Consider the following 13,599-nt stretch of genomic DNA (forward strand, 5'->3'; position numbering starts at 1 on the left):
TCGCCCCGCCCGCGGTGCGGACGCCGGTGCGGTCGTACGCCGAAGGTCTCGGTGTACGACCACACCGGCGTCTGCGACCATGGACGGGTGACTGATTCCGGGCGACAGACGCTTCAAGAGGAGACCTTCTTCGACCAGGTCGGCGGCGAGCCGACCTTCCGCAAGCTGGTGCACCGCTTCTACCAGGGCGTCGCCCAGGACGAGCTGCTGCGCCCGATGTACCCGGAGGAGGACCTCGGCCCGGCCGAGGAGCGCTTCGCGCTGTTCCTGATGCAGTACTGGGGCGGCCCGCGCACCTACAGCGAGGAGCGCGGCCACCCGCGGCTGCGGATGCGGCACGCGCCGTTCCGGGTCGACCGGGCCGCGCACGACGCCTGGCTCAAGCACATGCGGGTGGCGCTGGACGAGCTGGAGCTGCCCGAGGACGCCGAGCGCCAGCTGTGGGACTACCTCACCTACGCCGCCGCCTCGATGATCAACAGCGCCTGAGCACGCCCGCGGCACCGCCGGGCGTGGGGACGGCCCGGACCCGTACGGCCGGACCCGTGCGGCCGGACCCGCTCAGCCGAGCGCGCTGAGCCCGAGCCCCGCGCCGGGGGCCGCGGTGGCCCGGACCGCCACCGAGCCGAGCGGCGTGCTGAGCCGCAGCCAGCCGCCCTTGCGGTGCACGGTCAGCGGCGCGCCGGGCGGCAGGAATCCCATCACCTGGGCCGCGTGCGCGGCCCGCAGCGGCAGCGCCGGCACCGCCGCGACCGGCCGGGACCAGATCTCGTCGGCGAGCGCGTCCAGCACCTGGCGGCTGCGGTGGTGCTCCGGGACGGCCTCGCTGCGCTCCTTGAACTCGCCGATGGCCGTGGCCAGTTCGGTCCGCACCTCGGCGGTGGGCGGCTCGGCGAGCAGCTCCCAGCCGCTGCGCGGCGGGAGCAGGCCGGCCCAGGCGGGGCCGGTGACCGGCGCCGGGAGGCCGAGCGCGCCGGCCGTCTCGTCGACGGACTCCAGCAGCTGTCCGGCCGACACGGTCCGGTCGACGGCCTCGACCGGCCCGGTGAGGCCGGCCGTGCGGATCGCCAGGGCGCCGGAGCCGCCGAGCGGCAGCCGCCCGAACACCGCCAGCACTCCCCCGTCCGCGCCGCGCGGCACGGCCTGCAGCCGCACCGCGGCGGCCCGGTCGAAGCGCAGCAGTCGCGTCAGGAAGGCGGCCAGGACGGTGGCCTCGCCCGGGTCGGCGAGGCGGAGGCTGGTGGCGGCGGTCACGGGGGTTCAGCTCACTCGGGTCGGCGCGGCGGGCCCTGCGGGCGCCACGGGCGCGCGGCAGGGCCGCGGAGAACGGGGACGGCGGTCTCAGGCCGCGACGGCGGCCGGCACCTCGTCCATGAACCGGCTGAGGAACTCCTTCTCCACCGGGCTGATCCGCCGCGGCCGGCCCTCGGCCAGGTCGTAGGGGACCACCACGGTCGAGGCCCGGACGTAGACCGTCTCGGTGCCGTCCGCCGCGGTGTCCTTGATCTCGTAGGAGACGGTCAGCGAGGCGCCGCCGATCTTGGTGACCCAGGTCTCGACGGTCACCGGCGCGGGCCGGTGGACCAGCGGACGCTTGTAGTCGATCTCGTGGCGCGCCACCACCGAGCCGCCCGCGAACTCCCCCGCACCGGCCTCGGCGGCCTGGGTGAACATGAAGTCGATCCGGGCCTCCTCCAGGTAGCGCAGGAAGACCACGTTGTTGACGTGGCCGAAGGCGTCCATGTCGGACCACCGGAGGGGGCAGGCGTAGATGTGGCGAGCCACGGGTGTTCTCCTCAAACCTTGATTACCCGCAAGTAGCTTACGGGCGGCGGCCCGGCAGGCCGGCCGCGGGGCCAGTCTGCCGGGCCGCTGTTGCGCCCGGGTGTCAGTCGCGGGTCAGCTTCTTGTAGGTGGCCCGGTGCGGACGGGCCGCGTCGGCGCCGAGCCGCTCGATCTTGTTCTTCTCGTAGGACTCGAAGTTGCCCTCGAACCAGAACCACTTGCTGTCGCCCTCGTAGGCGAGGATGTGGGTGGCCACTCGGTCCAGGAACCAGCGGTCGTGGGAGATGACCACGGCGCAGCCCGGGAACTCGAGCAGGGCGTTCTCCAGCGAGGAGAGCGTCTCGACGTCGAGGTCGTTGGTGGGCTCGTCGAGGAGCAGCAGGTTGCCGCCCTGCTTGAGGGTGAGCGCCAGGTTGAGGCGGTTGCGCTCACCACCGGAGAGCACGCCGGCCGGCTTCTGCTGGTCCGGGCCCTTGAAGCCGAACGCCGAGACATAGGCGCGCGAGGGCATCTCGACCTGGCCGACGTTGATCCAGTCGAGACCGTCGGAGACGACCTCCCACAGGGTCTTCTTCGGGTCGATGTTGGCGCGCGACTGGTCGACGTAGCTGATCTTGACGGTCTCGCCGACCTTGACGCTGCCGGAGTCCGGGGTCTCCATGTCCTGCAGCATCTTGAACAGCGTGGTCTTGCCGGCGCCGTTCGGGCCGATGATGCCGACGATGCCGTTGCGCGGCAGGGTGAAGGAGAGGTCCTCGATCAGGATCTTCTCGCCGAAGGCCTTGGAGAGCTTGTCCACCTCGATGACGATGCTGCCCAGGCGCGGGCCCGGCGGGATCTGGATCTCCTCGAAGTCCAGCTTCCGCATCTTGTCGGCCTCGGCCGCCATCTCCTCGTACCGGGCGAGGCGGGCCTTGGACTTGGCCTGGCGGCCCTTGGCGTTGGAGCGGACCCACTCCAGCTCTTCCTTGAGCCGCTTGGCGCGCTTGGCGTCCTTCTGGCCCTCGACCTTGAGACGGGACTGCTTGGTCTCCAGGTAGGTGGAGTAGTTGCCCTCGTACGGGTAGGCGCGGCCGCGGTCGAGCTCCAGGATCCACTGGGCGACGTTGTCCAGGAAGTACCGGTCGTGGGTGACGGCGACGACGGTGCCGGGGTACTTCTCCAGGTGCTGCTCCAGCCAGTTCACCGACTCGGCGTCCAGGTGGTTGGTGGGCTCGTCGAGCAGCAGCAGGTCGGGCTGCTCGAGCAGCAGCTTGCAGAGCGCGACGCGGCGGCGCTCACCACCGGAGAGCTTGGTGACCGGCCAGTCGCCGGGCGGGCAGCCGAGGGCGTCCATGGCCTGCTCCAGCTGGACGTCGAGGTCCCAGGCGTTGGAGTGGTCCAGGTCCTCCTGGAGCTTGCCCATCTCCTCGAGCAGCGCGTCCGAGTAGTCGGTCGCCATCAGCTCGGCGATCTCGTTGAATCGGTCGAGCTTGCCCTTGATCTCCTTGACGCCGTCCTGGACGTTCTCCAGGACCGTCTTGGTCTCGTCGAGCGGGGGCTCCTGCTGGAGCATGCCGACGGTGAACCCGGGGCTCAGGAAGGCGTCACCGTTGGACGGCTGGTCGAGACCGGCCATCATCCGCAGCACGGTCGACTTACCGGCGCCGTTGGGGCCGACGACGCCGATCTTCGCCCCGGGGAGGAAGCTGAGCGTCACGTCGTCAAGGATGACCTTGTCGCCGTGTGCCTTGCGCACCTTGCGCATGGTGTAGATGTATTCCGCCACGTGAGATCGCTCCGGCGTCGTCGTGAGTAATCGGCTTGCAGCCTTCCATTGTGCCGTAAGCGGCCCGCGCTCCCGAACGGCCCGGGTGGGCCGCCGCGGGCGGACACGGCGTTCCCCGGCTGCCCGGGAACGAACCGGCCCCGCCGCTCGCCGAGTGCGAGTGACGGGGCCGACGGCGTCCCCGACCGGTCACCGGTCATCGGGACCGGTCGGGGGAAGTGCGTCGATCAGGCTGTTCAGGCGCGGCTGTGGCGGCCGCGGCGGCGCAGGGCGTAGACGGCAGCAGCGCCGCCGATCACCAGCGCACCGGCGATGCCGGCCATGATGCCGGTGCCGGCGCCACCACCGGTGGTGGCCAGCTGCGGGCCGGTCGGGCTGGGCGAGGGCTTCACGGACGGGGTGGGCGTGGCCACCTTGCAGTCCAGGACGCCCTTGAACTCCTTGACGAACTTGTTGGGCCCGGTGACGGTGATGTCGTAGGCCTTGTCCTCACCGACCGGGACGAGAACGGTCTCGGTCTTGCCGGGCTGCACGACGACCGTCTTGCCGGGCTTGATCTCGATCGAGCCCTCCTGGTCGCCGGTGTTGCCGACGGTCACCTTGACGGCGTTGTCGACGCAGGAGACCTCGGCGGTGGCCGACGGCAGGGCGCCCTTGGGCTGCCAGGAGGCCTTGACCTTGACCGGGACGGTGGTCCGGTCCGAACCGGCCAGGATCATCGTCTGCTGGTGGTCCTTCTCGGTGTAGCCCTCGCTGAGGAAGACCCGGCCGGTCGGGACGGCGGTGGTCACCGAGGCGGTCATCGACACCGAGCCCGCCGGGGTGCCGGCCGGCACGTCGAAGAAGAGCTGGGTGTCCTTGCCGATCGGGCCGTTGAGCGCGGCGCCGACAGCCTTGCCGTCCTTGCCGACCAGCTTGACCTTGCCGCCCGAGGTGTCGTCGGAGAGCGCGAAGTTGACCTTGTCGGCGCTGCTGTTGAGCGTGAACGGGCCGACCTTGGTGCCGCTCAGGCCGGGCAGCGAGTCCGGGGTGAGGGAGAGCGAAGCGGTGGGCTCGTTCTTGATGCCCACGTTCGCCGGGCCGACCAGGTAGTTGCGCAGCGCCGCGGCCTCGTCGTCCTTCGGCGTGGCCTTCAGGTGGTCGGAGAAGTTCCAGATCGCGGCCTGGGTGCCGGCCGCGGCGTCCTCGGCGGTGAACTTGCCGGCATCGGCGATGCCGGCCTTCGCCGCGAGCGCCTTCAGGTCGGTCAGCTTCGGGTAGGAGTTCTCGAGGATCCAGAGGATCTTGGCGGCGTCGCCCTCGCGGCCCTTGGCGCCGAGCGGGCTGGAGGCCCACGGCGACTCCCGGTACTTGGCCTCCGACTTGATGTCGACGCCGTGGCCGAAGTCGATGCAGTACGTGCGGATGGTCGCCTGGTCCGAGGTGACCATGGTGAAGAGGCCGCCGTCGCGCTCGCCGATGCCCTCGATGTCGATCTTTCCGCTGAGCAGCGTCGGCTGCACCGTGGCGGTGACGCCCCCGGTCGAACCGCCGTTGTCGGCCGCAGCTGTGGCGATGGAGCCGCCGATCGCCAGGCCGGACGCGGCCATGACAGCAGCTATGCGGGAGACGGCCCGCCCCTTGGTGTGGAACATGTGGGATCCCTTCGGGCCGGGCCATGCCGCCGGCGACCCGTCCCTGCAAAGTGGCGTCCCCTGTGACGCCACTGCACGTGTGTGGACCAGACGCATCTTATTGACATGGCGAATGCCAACGCACGCCGTAGCAAATCAGGACAGTACCGTGGCTATTTCGTTATCAAAGGTCGGGTCGGCCCATCATGTTGATGAGTCGACATGAAGTCACGATCCGTCAGAATCGGCTCCCGCTTTGCGCCCCGAACCCCAGGGGCGCCGCGAACCGGTCACTTCACCGCCTCGACCACTACAGCGCCACCACCCACCCCTTCCGTCACACCTTCCGCGGAACTTGTCGCGACGGCCTCGCGCCGGGCCGCGACGGCGGCCACGATCCACTCCGGCACGGCGTCCTCGAGCAGCACCACCGGCCCGCCGACGCCGCCCGGCGGCGCCCCGCCGCCCCGCCCGTCGCCGGGCGAACTGCCGCGCACGGCCCCGGACCTGGCCTCCACCGCCCAGCGGAACGCGGAGGTGCCGCGGGCGAGGTCATGGCCCACGGAGCGGGCGTCGATCTCCACCACCGCGCGCCGCTTGTCCTCCTCGCCCCACTCGCGCACCCGCAGCCGGCCGCTCACCACCACCGGGTCGCCCTTGTTGACCGAGCTGACCACGTTGGCGGCAAGCCAGCGCCAGGCGATGACGGTGACCCAGGTGGTGTCGCCGTCCACCCAGTCGCCCCGGCCGCGGTCGTACCGCCGCTCGGTGGCGGCCATCCGGAAGTTCGCGACCGGAACTCCGGCGGGCGTCTCCCGGTACGTCACGGTCGAGGCGACATTGCCGACCATCGTCACCAGTGTTTCGTTCACCGAAATCCTCCTCGGGCGGGGAAATGTCCATCGGCACGGCACCGCCGGAATGCCCGGCCGGAATTCCGTCGTGAAGCGATGGTGCATTGCCGTCCGATTCACCGGCCACCGCCTCCGAATACCTGTGGAAAACCCCGCCCTGTGGACGGCCGGGATAACTCCGAAGAGTGAACGGACGGCGGATGATGTCATTCCGAGCACGACTTGACGTCGAGTCCATGACAACAAATCCCGGACTCGGACACTCCGCCGGTCCCCGAACGAGTGGCCGCCACCTCGGCCGGTCCATGTCATCCGACCGATGGAACCCGGGACGCCCGCCAAATCCGCCCCCACCGGGCTGCGGGGCCGACGGTTTCTCCGCACCGAATCCATAACGGGTGGGGCGGCAGCCCCGTAACGAGTGCACAACGTCCGGCTCCCGGACGCCTCAGATCGCTGCACGCCCGGCAGTCACCTGCGATTATCGGACCGCTCCGCCGCAGCCGACACACCCCGACGGATCTGTGAACGCCGGGTGGAGTAACTCCACACCCGTATCCTGTCCCGGAACACCCGGCCGGCCAGGGCAAGGGTCCAGCGGGCCCCCATAGCTCAGCGGATAGAGCACCCGCCTTCTAAGCGGTAGGTCGCAGGTTCGAATCCTGCTGGGGGCACCACCACGCGCACCACGCGGTGCACTCGCACACCACCCGACCCACCCCGAGAGCGGCTCGGCGCGGCGCGACCCGGCCCACCCCGGGAGCGGCTCAGCGCGCCCGCGCGTCCGCCAGGTACGCGTCCAGCAGCGCCGTCTGCCGCTCGGCCGGGAACTCCGCCGGCGCGAACAGCGCCTGCACCACCAGCCCCAGCACGAAGCTCTGCGCCGCCGCCGCGATGTCCGCCGCGGGCCGGTCGGCGGGCAGCTCGCCCAGTTCCTGCGCCTCGGCCACGAGCGCGGTCATCCGCTCCCGGCCGCGCCGGTAGCGCGCGGCGTGCTCGGCGGCCAGTTCCGGGTCGGCGAGCGCCACGTCCCAGGAGCCGACCCAGATCCGGTTGCCCGCCGCGCTGTCCGCGTCCAGCGGCAGGATGTCCAGCAGCACCGCCCGCAGCCGGGGCAGCCCGCGCGCCTCGGCGGCCTGCTCCTCGGCCGGCCGGGGCCGCCCGGCGGAGCGCTGGTCGAGGACGTCGAGGGCGTGCTTGAGCAGCGCCCGCTTGCTCGGGAAGTAGTGCGTCAGCAGCCCGGTCGAGGCGCCCATCTCGGCGGCCACCGCGCGCAGCGTGAGCCCTTCGAAGCCGCGGGCGGCGAGCACCCGCCACACCGCCCGGGACACCTCGATGCGACGGGCGTCATGGTCTCCACGGGCTGGCGTCATGCACGCTATGGTACCTACCAAACGTTTGTTATGTATCAGTGCCGCCCAGGGGAGGAACCGCCCGTGTACGCCGTCCCGCTCACCGCGCCCGACGCCGCCGAGAGTGCCGAACTGTGCCCGCTGGAGCCGTGGCAGGCCGAGGAGTTCCTCGCCCACATGGACCGGGCCCGGGCCAACACCGACCCGTGGATCCCGTGGGCCTCGCGCTCGACCGACCTCGACTCCGCCCGGGCCACCCTGCAGGGTTACGCCGACCGGCAGGCCGCCGACACCGGCCGGATCTTCGGCATCCGGCTGGACGGCGTGCTGGTCGGCGGCGTGATGTTCGTGCACTTCGACACCCGGATGGGCACCTGCGAGATCGGCTGCTGGCTGGAGCCGGCCGGCGAGGGCCGCGGCCTGGTCACGGCGGCCGCCCGGCACCTGCTGGACTACGCGCTGGTCGAGCGCGGCCTGCACCGCGCCGAGTGGTGGAACTCCAGCACCAACCTCCGCTCGCGGGCGGTGGCGCAGCGCCTGGGCATGACCCAGGAGGCGACGCTGCGCGAGTACTACCCGCACAACGGGATCCGGCACGACAAGGAGATCTGGGCGGTGCTCGCCCCCGAGTGGAAGACCTCGCGCTGACTCCACGGCCGCCGGCCGTGAAAACCGGGTGACAGCCGGCGCCGTCGGCCGGAGGATCGACGGTCGGCGCCGCCGCCGGGGCGGTCGAGCGAGGAGCGATCATGGTCGAGCGCAGCACCGTCCCCACCCTCTTCCCGCCGCCGGGCTACGCGCACACCGCCGTGGTGGAGGCCGGCACCCGGCTGGCGTTCCTGGCGGGCGCCGTCCCGCTGGCCGCCGACGGTGCCCTGGTCGGCCCGGGCGACCACGTGGCGCAGGCCCACCAGGTGCTGGCCAACCTGGTGGAGGCGCTCGGCCACGTCGGCAGCGACCTGTCGCTGGTGGTCGCCTCGACCGTGTACGTGGTCGCCGACGGCCCCGGTCCGCTCTCCGAGGTGTGGGATGTGGTGAACGCGTCCGGGCTGAACACCGGGCCGCACACCTCCACCCTGCTGGGCGTCCCGACGCTCGGCTACACCGGGCAGTTGGTGGAGATCACAGTGACGGCCGTGGTGCCCGAACGGGCCGCTGTGGAAGGCTGAGCCGGTTCGACCACGGGCGTTCGGAGGGCTGGCTGTGAGGGTGATCGAGACCGGAGTGGCGGGGCTGCGGGCCGAGTTCGACGGCGCGGTGGCCACGCTGGTGCTGGACCGGCCCGAGCGGCGGAACGCGATGACCCTGGCGATGTGGCGCGGTCTGCCCGCCGTCCTCGACCTGCTGGCCGCGCTGCCGGGGATCCGGGCGCTGCTGGTGACCGGCGCCGCTGGGACCTTCTCGGCGGGCGCGGACATCGCCGAGCTCTCCGAGGTGTACGGCGATCCGGCCCGCGCCGACGCGTACCACGCGGTCAACGTGGCGGCCGAGGAGGCGCTGGCGGCGTTCCCGCACCCGACGATCGCGGTGGTGCACGGCGCGTGCGTGGGTGGCGGCTGCCAGCTGGCGGTCGCCTGCGACCTGCGCTTCGGTTCGGAGCAGGCGCGGTTCGGCATCACCCCGGCCAAGCTGGGCGTGGTGTACCCGGCCGGGCCGACCACCCGGCTGGCCCGGCTGGTCGGCCCGGCCCGGGCGAAGTACCTGCTGTTCTCGGGGGAGTTGGTGGACGCGGCCCGGGCCGAGCGGTTCGGCCTGCTGGACGAGGTCCTGCCGGACGGGGAACTGGATGCCCGGGCCCGGGAGTTCGCGGGGCTGCTGGCGCGCCGCTCACCGCAGACGATCGGCGCGGTGAAGGCGGCGCTGGCCGGTCCGCCGGAGCTCGCCGCGGCCGCGGTGGAGCCGTGGGAGCGCCGCTCGCGGGTGGCGCCGGACGTCCGGGAGGGGCTGGCGGCGTTCCTGGAACGGCGTGAGCCAAAATTCTGATCGTCACACCACCGACGATCGGAGCACCATGACCACCGCCGGCGCGTCCACCGCCGACACCCCCGCGTCCACCACCGACGCCCCCGGGGCCTCCGTCGACACTCCCGCGGCGGCCGCCCAGGCGCCTTCGGCCTCCGCCGTCTGGGCGCGCCGGGTCACCGACGGGGTCGAACCCAAGAACGTCATCCTGGCGTTCCTGCCGCTGATCGGCGTGGTCCGCTACGGCTGGACGGGCCTGGCCTGGGCGGCGTTCGCCGCGCTGTTCGCGGCGATCGTCCCGACCCTGTTCATCCGGGCCGGGATGCGGCGCGGCAGCCTGGAGGACCGGCACGTCGGCCAGCGCAAGCGCCGGCTGGTGGTGATCCCGTTCATCATGGCGTCGGTGCTGTTCAGCTTCGCGGTGATGGTGCTGGCCGACGCCCCCGCCGACATGACCGCGATGGTGGCGGCGATGTTCGCCGCGCTGGTGCCGATCATGGTGATCACGGTGTGGTGGAAGGTCTCCATCCACACCGCGGTGGCCGCCGGCGCGGTGGTCTGCACGACGGTCGCGCTGGGTCCGTGGTGGCTGCTGCTGCTCGCCGCGGTGCCGGTGATCGGCTGGTCCCGGGTGGTGCTGCGGGACCACACCCTGGCCCAGACCGTGGTCGGCGCGCTGGTCGGCGCCGCCACGGCCGGGCTCACCTTCTGGGCGGCCCGCTGACTTCCGGGGGGCCGGTGCCTAGCGGATCGGCATCCCGGAGATCGCCCGGGCGATGACCAGCCGCTGGATCTCGCTGGTCCCCTCGAAGACGGTGTAGATCGCGCTGTCCCGGTGCATCCGCTCGACCGGGTACTCGCGGGTGAAGCCGTTCCCGCCGAGGATCTGCATCGCCTGCGAGGTCACGTACTTGGCGGTCTCGCCGGCGTACAGCTTGGACATCGAGCCCTCGGCGCTGGTGAACGGCTGGTTGTTGACCGCCATCCAGGACGCCCGCCACACCAGCAGCCGGGCCGCGTCGATCCGGGTCTTCATGTCGGCGAGCTGGAAGGCCACGCCCTGGTTGTCGATGATCGGGCGGCCGAACTGCACCCGGGTCTTCGCGTAGTCGAGCGCGACCTCGTACGCGGCCCGGGCGATGCCGATCGCCTGCGCGCCGACCGCCGGGCGGGACGCCTCGAAGGTGGCCATCGCCGCGTTCTTGCCGCCCTTGCGGACGCCCTCGCGGGCCCGGGCGAGCCGCTCGTCGAGCTTCTCCTTGCCGCCGAGCAGGCAGTGGCCGGGGACGCGGACGCCGTCCAGCACGACCTCGGCGGTGTGCGAGGCGCGGATGCCGTGCTTCTTGAACTTCTGCCCCTGGGCGAGACCGGGGGTGCCGGGCGGCACGATGAAGGAGGCCTGGCCGCGCGCCCCGAGCTCGGGGTCGACGGTGGCGACCACCACGTGGACGTGGGCGATGCCGCCGTTGGTGGCCCAGGTCTTGGTGCCGTTCAGCACCCACTCGTCCTTGGCCTCGTCGTAGACGGCGCGGGTGCGCAGCGCGGAGACGTCGGAGCCGGCGTCCGGCTCGGAGGAGCAGAACGCGGCGACCTTGACGTCCTCCGGGGTGCCGAACATCTGCGGCGCCCAGGTGCCGATCTGCTCGTCGGTGCCGTTGGCCAGTACCGCGACGGCGGCCAGCGTGGTGCCGGTGATGGCGAGGCCGATGCCCGCGTCGCCCCAGAACAGCTCCTCCATGGCGATCGGGATGCCGATGCCGGACGGGTCGAAGAACTGCTGGGCGTAGAACTCCAGCGAGTAGATGCCGAGCTTGGCCGCCTCCTGGATGATCGGCCAGGGGGTCTCCTCGCGCTCGTCCCACTCGGCCGCGGCGGGCCGGATCACGTCGGCGGCGAAGCCGTGCAGCCAGTCGCGGACCGCGAGCTGGTCCGGCCCCGGGTCAAGCGAGAAGGTGCTCATGGACGAATGCCTCCGGTGGGAAGGGGCGGGCGGAGAAGGCGGGCCGATTCGGTGTCGTCCCACGCCACTGTGGGGTTACCTCGGGTAACATCGACGGAGTCTGCTACCCAGTGGTAAGTCCTGTCAACGCCCAGCGCGAGGAGTGGCCCATGTCGTCCGAGCCCCGACGCGAGCAACTGCTCAACGCCGCCGACCGGGTCGTCCAGCGCGAGGGCCCCGGCGCCAGCATGAACGCCATCGCCGCCGAGGCGGGCATCACCAAGCCGATCCTCTACCGGCACTTCGGCGACCGGAACGGGCTGATCCGCTCGCTGACCGACCGCCACACCGCGGGCCTGCTGAGCGCGGTCCGGGCCGCCCTCGCCGAACCGCTGGAGCGCCGCGACCGGGTCGAGCACGTGCTGGACACCTACCTCGCCGCGATCGAGTCCCGCCCGCAGGTGTACCGGCTGCTCACCCACCCCGAGCCGGGCGACCCGACCGGGGCCGGCAACGCGCTGGCGCCCGCGCTGCGGCAGATCGCCGACGAGATCACCAAGGCCATCCAGGGCGAGGTCGACCTCGGCGCGGAGAGCCCGCTGCTCTCGGAGACCTGGGGCCGCTCGATCACCGGCATGGTGCTGGCCGCCGGCGACTGGTGGCTGGAGCAGCGGCCCTGCCCGCGGGCCCGGATGGTGCAGGCCCTCGCCGATCTGCTGTGGGGCCGGCTCGCGGCCGCCGGGACACTGCCCTCGGCCGTCAACCATCCGGAAACATGAGTAGTGCTCACCTCTTGTGCGGTGCGGGTACGTGCGGCAGGATCGGCGCACACCCCCTCCCCCACACCGCCCGAGGTGTCCCGTGCGCGTCCGCCGTACCGCCGCCGCCCTAGCCCTGGCCACCGCGACCGTGCTCGGCGCGACCTGCGCACCGCCCGCCCTCGCCGCCGACCGGCAGGCCCAAAGGGCCCCGCAGCGCGCCGAGTTCCCGACCGGGACGCGCACCCTCGCCGACGGGCGCACGCTGTTCACCGCCGCCGACGGCCGGGTCCTGCAGCTGCGCGGCTTCAACGTCGACAAGTACGGCGAGACCACCGAGGCGGACCTGCGGGAGATCGCCGCGGGCGGCTTCACCCTGGTCCGGGTCGCCGTCTCGTGGACCCGGCTGGAGCCCGCCCGCGGCCACTACGACCGCGTCGAACTCGCCAAGCTGCACCGGGTCCTGGACTGGGCGGAGAAGTACGGGCTGCTCGCCGTGGTCGACTTCCACCAGGACGTCTACGGGCCGAGGTTCGGCGGCGGCACCAACGGCATCCCCGACTGGGCCACCCGCGACGACGGCCTGCCGTTCGTCCCCGACCCGGACGACTGGTTCGCCGGCTACTTCCAGCCCGCCGTCCAGGCCGCCTTCCGCCACCTCTACGACGACGCCGACCTGCGCCGCTGGCAGAGCGACTTCTACACCACCGTCGCCCGCGAACTGCGCGGCCACCGCGCCCTGCTCGGCTACGACCTGTTCAACGAGCCGTTCGGCCCGATCGACGGCGACCCGACCGATCCGGCCGCCCAGGTCGCCGCCTCCGCCGCCCTCGAACAGGGCCGCCTCGCCGACATGTACCGCCGACTGATCGCCGCGGTCCGCAGCGTCGACTCCCGCTCCTGGCTGTTCGTCGAGCCCACCGTCCTGGTCGGCCAGGGCGTGCCCACCCAGCTGCCCGGCTTCGCCGACCCCCGGCCCGGCGCCGACCGGATCGGCTACGCCCCGCACTTCTACGACACCGCGGTCGAGGCCGGCCGGGACTGGGACCCGGCCGGCGGCTTCGTCGAGGCCTACACCGCCGCGATCACCGCCTACCCGCAGGCCCACCGGCTGCCCGTGCTGGTCGGCGAGTGGGGTCCGCCGAACTCCCGCACCCCCGGCAACACCGAGCTGGTCCGGCGGCAGACCGCCGCCATGGCGTCCTTCGCCGCCGGCTGGACCATGTGGTACTGGTGCCACGGCAACGGCGGCTACTGCGCCGTCACCCCCGACGGCCGCCCGGCCCCCGGCAGCGAACCCGCCTTCGCCCCGTACGCCACCGCCCTCGCCGGCACCCCGGTCTCCGAGAGCTACCGCGACGGTGTCTGGACCCTGGCCTTCGCCCCCGACCGCGCCCCGGGCTGGACCACGGTCGCCGTCCCGGACGGCGTCCCGCTCACCGTCACCGGCGCCCGGGCCGTCGTCCACCGCACCCCCGGGCACGCCCGGATCCTGGTCATCGGGAACCCGGCCACGGCGGTGATCACCGCCGGGCAGCGCTGACAGTGGTGCGGGGAGCGGCGCCGGG

The 13,599-nt window shown here is 72.4% G+C and carries 14 protein-coding genes and 1 tRNA gene; 8 read left to right on the forward strand and 7 right to left on the reverse strand.

Annotated elements, in window-relative coordinates; translation table 11 throughout:
* Positions 1-87 precede the first annotated feature (87 nt).
* Positions 88-489: a globin gene (locus tag ACGFX4_RS23450; protein WP_393077658.1), complete on the forward strand. Its 402-nt coding sequence runs from the start codon at positions 88-90 to the stop codon at positions 487-489.
* Between the two features lie 72 nt (positions 490-561).
* On the opposite strand, the gene ACGFX4_RS23455 is transcribed toward ACGFX4_RS23450, so the two are convergent.
* From ACGFX4_RS23455 to ACGFX4_RS23475, 5 genes are all read right to left on the reverse strand, one after another.
* A complete protein-coding gene (locus tag ACGFX4_RS23455) occupies positions 562-1,254 on the reverse strand; it encodes a hypothetical protein (protein WP_393077661.1) in 693 nt (230 codons plus the stop codon).
* Positions 1,255-1,341: 87 nt separating this feature from the next.
* Positions 1,342-1,785, reverse strand: coding sequence for an acyl-CoA thioesterase (locus ACGFX4_RS23460; RefSeq protein WP_393077663.1), 444 nt, complete (start codon positions 1,783-1,785; stop codon positions 1,342-1,344).
* Positions 1,786-1,888: 103 nt separating this feature from the next.
* Complete coding sequence (gene ettA, locus ACGFX4_RS23465; protein WP_393077665.1) at positions 1,889-3,553, reverse strand: energy-dependent translational throttle protein EttA; 1,665 nt, start codon at positions 3,551-3,553, stop codon at positions 1,889-1,891.
* 236 nt (positions 3,554-3,789) lie between these two features.
* Complete coding sequence (locus tag ACGFX4_RS23470) at positions 3,790-5,187, reverse strand: Cys-Gln thioester bond-forming surface protein (RefSeq protein ID WP_393077667.1); 1,398 nt, start codon at positions 5,185-5,187, stop codon at positions 3,790-3,792.
* Positions 5,188-5,456: 269 nt separating this feature from the next.
* The gene (locus ACGFX4_RS23475; protein WP_393077670.1) at positions 5,457-6,038 is read right to left on the reverse strand and encodes a single-stranded DNA-binding protein; all 582 of its coding nucleotides are present in this window, start codon (positions 6,036-6,038) and stop codon (positions 5,457-5,459) included.
* 583 nt (positions 6,039-6,621) lie between these two features.
* On the opposite strand from ACGFX4_RS23475, the gene ACGFX4_RS23480 reads away from it, so the two are divergent.
* Positions 6,622-6,697: transfer RNA gene (locus ACGFX4_RS23480), tRNA-Arg, on the forward strand.
* A gap of 90 nt (positions 6,698-6,787) precedes the next feature.
* On the opposite strand, the gene ACGFX4_RS23485 is transcribed toward ACGFX4_RS23480, so the two are convergent.
* Complete coding sequence (locus ACGFX4_RS23485; RefSeq protein ID WP_393077672.1) at positions 6,788-7,393, reverse strand: TetR/AcrR family transcriptional regulator; 606 nt, start codon at positions 7,391-7,393, stop codon at positions 6,788-6,790.
* A 63-nt stretch (positions 7,394-7,456) separates the two neighbouring features.
* Between ACGFX4_RS23485 and ACGFX4_RS23490 the strand changes: the two genes are divergently transcribed.
* The 4 genes from ACGFX4_RS23490 to ACGFX4_RS23505 all read left to right on the forward strand — a co-directional run bounded on the left by ACGFX4_RS23490 (position 7,457) and on the right by ACGFX4_RS23505 (position 10,058).
* Complete coding sequence (locus tag ACGFX4_RS23490) at positions 7,457-8,020, forward strand: GNAT family N-acetyltransferase (protein ID WP_393077674.1); 564 nt, start codon at positions 7,457-7,459, stop codon at positions 8,018-8,020.
* 101 nt (positions 8,021-8,121) lie between these two features.
* A complete protein-coding gene (locus tag ACGFX4_RS23495; RefSeq protein WP_393077677.1) occupies positions 8,122-8,541 on the forward strand; it encodes a RidA family protein in 420 nt (139 codons plus the stop codon).
* 40 nt (positions 8,542-8,581) lie between these two features.
* Complete coding sequence (locus ACGFX4_RS23500) at positions 8,582-9,355, forward strand: enoyl-CoA hydratase/isomerase family protein (RefSeq protein ID WP_393077680.1); 774 nt, start codon at positions 8,582-8,584, stop codon at positions 9,353-9,355.
* Positions 9,356-9,383: 28 nt separating this feature from the next.
* On the forward strand, positions 9,384-10,058 hold the full coding sequence (locus ACGFX4_RS23505; RefSeq protein ID WP_393077682.1) for a hypothetical protein: 675 nt from the start codon (positions 9,384-9,386) through the stop codon (positions 10,056-10,058).
* A gap of 18 nt (positions 10,059-10,076) precedes the next feature.
* Here the strand turns inward: ACGFX4_RS23505 and ACGFX4_RS23510 are convergent, their stop codons facing one another.
* Entirely contained in the window at positions 10,077-11,294 is a 1,218-nt protein-coding gene (locus ACGFX4_RS23510; protein WP_393077685.1) for an acyl-CoA dehydrogenase family protein, read from the reverse strand.
* Between the two features lie 149 nt (positions 11,295-11,443).
* Between ACGFX4_RS23510 and ACGFX4_RS23515 the strand changes: the two genes are divergently transcribed.
* Both ACGFX4_RS23515 and ACGFX4_RS23520 read left to right on the forward strand, forming a co-directional pair.
* Positions 11,444-12,052, forward strand: a complete 609-nt coding sequence (locus ACGFX4_RS23515) for a TetR family transcriptional regulator (protein ID WP_393077686.1) — start codon at positions 11,444-11,446, stop codon at positions 12,050-12,052.
* An 82-nt stretch (positions 12,053-12,134) separates the two neighbouring features.
* Positions 12,135-13,574 (forward strand): glycoside hydrolase family 5 protein, encoded by a 1,440-nt coding sequence (locus ACGFX4_RS23520; protein ID WP_393077689.1) that lies wholly within the window; start codon positions 12,135-12,137, stop codon positions 13,572-13,574.
* The last annotated feature ends 25 nt before the right edge of the window (positions 13,575-13,599 follow it).

Origin of the sequence: Kitasatospora sp. NPDC048365 (assembly GCF_043200835.1) — a bacterium.
In the GTDB taxonomy this organism is placed as follows: domain Bacteria; phylum Actinomycetota; class Actinomycetes; order Streptomycetales; family Streptomycetaceae; genus Kitasatospora; species Kitasatospora terrestris.